Raw genomic sequence first — 1,855 nt, forward strand, 5'->3', positions numbered from 1 at the left:
CCCGGACGGCGCCGAGGACGTCCCCGGCGGCGCCGTCCGGGTCGAGCGGCCGGTCGGTGCGGTGCGTGATCCGGCCGCTCGCGAGGTCGACGAGGGCGGCGGTGACGTGCGTCCCGCCGACCTCGATGACAGGGATCACCGGACGAGCGCCTTGACCACCCGCACCGGCGCGTCGCCGATGGCGCGCAGCCGGTAGCGGCCTACGGCGGCGGGCACGGTCAGCGTCTCGGCGAACGCGAGGTCGTACCGGTCCCCCGCCTCGGTGAGCACGCGCACGCCGTCGCCCTCGACGACGTTGAGGATGTGGAAGCGTCCGGCGGTGTCGTCGTCGGCCTCCGCGCCCGCGTCGAGCACATGGCGGCGGACCTCGTAGAACATCTCGTCGAGGGCGCCGATGACCTCCTCGCGCCAGCCCTCGCCCTCGCGCAGGGTGCGCGGCGCCGGGACGAGGTCGCGGGCGACGGCCTCGCCGCGCCGTCCGGTCTCCAGGTTGGCGAAGCCGTGCTCGTAGGGCAGCGGGCGCGGGTTGCCGTGCGCGTCGGGGCGCAGCCAGTCGTAGAAGCGCAGGCTGTACAGGTACGGGGTGGCGCTGATCTCCAGGACGAGGTTGCCGGCGCCGCTCGCGTGCGGGGTGCCCGCGGGGATCATGTACAACTGGCCGCGCTCGGCGGGGAAGGCGTGGACGTGGTCCTCGGGGTCCATCGGGACGCCCTGGGCGGCGGCCTGCTCGACCTGTTTGCGGAAGACGTCGACGTCGGCGTCCCCGCGCAGGCCGAGGAAGACCTTCGCACCGTCGCCGCCGAGGGTCATGTAGTACGTCTCGTGCTGGGTGTAGGACCAGCCGAACCGCTCGCGCATGTACGTCTCTTGGGGATGGCAGTGCAGCGAGAGGTTGCCGCCGCCGACGGTGTCGAGGTAGTCGAAGCGGATCGGGAACGAGGTGCCGAAGCGCGCGTGGACGTCGGCGCCGAGCACGGCCTCGGGTTCGAGGACGCACATCAGCTGGAACGGCACCTCGGCCTGCCTGTCGGGCCCGGTGCCGACGAGGATGCCCGCCTCGGGAGCTATGAGTTCGTAGCCGAGGGCGGTGTTGCGGGCGCCGGGGTCGAAGCCGAGCTCGTGCTGGGCCCAATGGCCGCCCCACGGTGTGGAGTTGAAGTAGGGGCGGGTACGGACGGGACCGCGGGCGAGGCGGGCGTACGTGGCGCGCAGGCCGGGGCCGTCGATCAGGACGGGGCGTGCGGGGTCCTGGACGTCCAGCCAGGCGTCGAGCCGGGGCGCCAGGGCGTCGCGGTGCCGGTCGAGCATCGGCCAGTCGGTGTAGAACAGCCGCTTGAGGTCGGGCTTCTCCCCGGGCAGGCCGAGGTTGGTGCCGGGGGTGCCCGCGACGACGGCGGCCTCCGCGTACCGCTTGGGCACGTCGGCGTACCAGAGCACGTCGTGGTCGACGAGCGCGGCGCCGGGCCCGTAGACGATCACGAGTGCGTCGTGGGCCGGGGCGACCCGCGGCAGTGCGGCGAACAGGTCGTCGAGCGGGTTGTCGGCGAGGGGGGCGAAGTAGGGGTCGTCGTCCGTGTCGCCGAGGGAGCGCACGGTGGCGGGTGCCGCGTAGTGCGTACGCACGTCCACCAAGGCGTGTGCCGTGTCGGCGAGTTGAGTGGCGAGCAGGTCCCAGTCGGCGGTCGGCGGGCCGTCGACGGCGAGAACTGCTGGTGCGGGCGGCAGGTGCGCGGCCACCGCCGCCCAGCCGGCCGCGAGGGCGGCCTGCGGGGCGGGGGCGTGGCACGGGTCGAGCCGGTACACGAAGTCTCCTTTGCGCAAGGGGCGTCAGCGACGGAAGAGCACAGCGGCGGTG

At 73.7% G+C, this 1,855-nt stretch carries 1 protein-coding gene; it reads right to left on the reverse strand.

What is annotated here, in order from left to right:
* Positions 1–135: 135 nt before the first annotated feature.
* On the reverse strand, positions 136–1,803 hold the full coding sequence (locus G3I40_RS45255) for a class I mannose-6-phosphate isomerase (RefSeq protein WP_164560598.1): 1,668 nt from the start codon (positions 1,801–1,803) through the stop codon (positions 136–138).
* Positions 1,804–1,855 lie beyond the last annotated feature (52 nt).

Origin of the sequence: Streptomyces sp. SID14478 (genome assembly GCF_010548525.1) — a bacterium.
Taxonomy (GTDB): domain Bacteria; phylum Actinomycetota; class Actinomycetes; order Streptomycetales; family Streptomycetaceae; genus Streptomyces.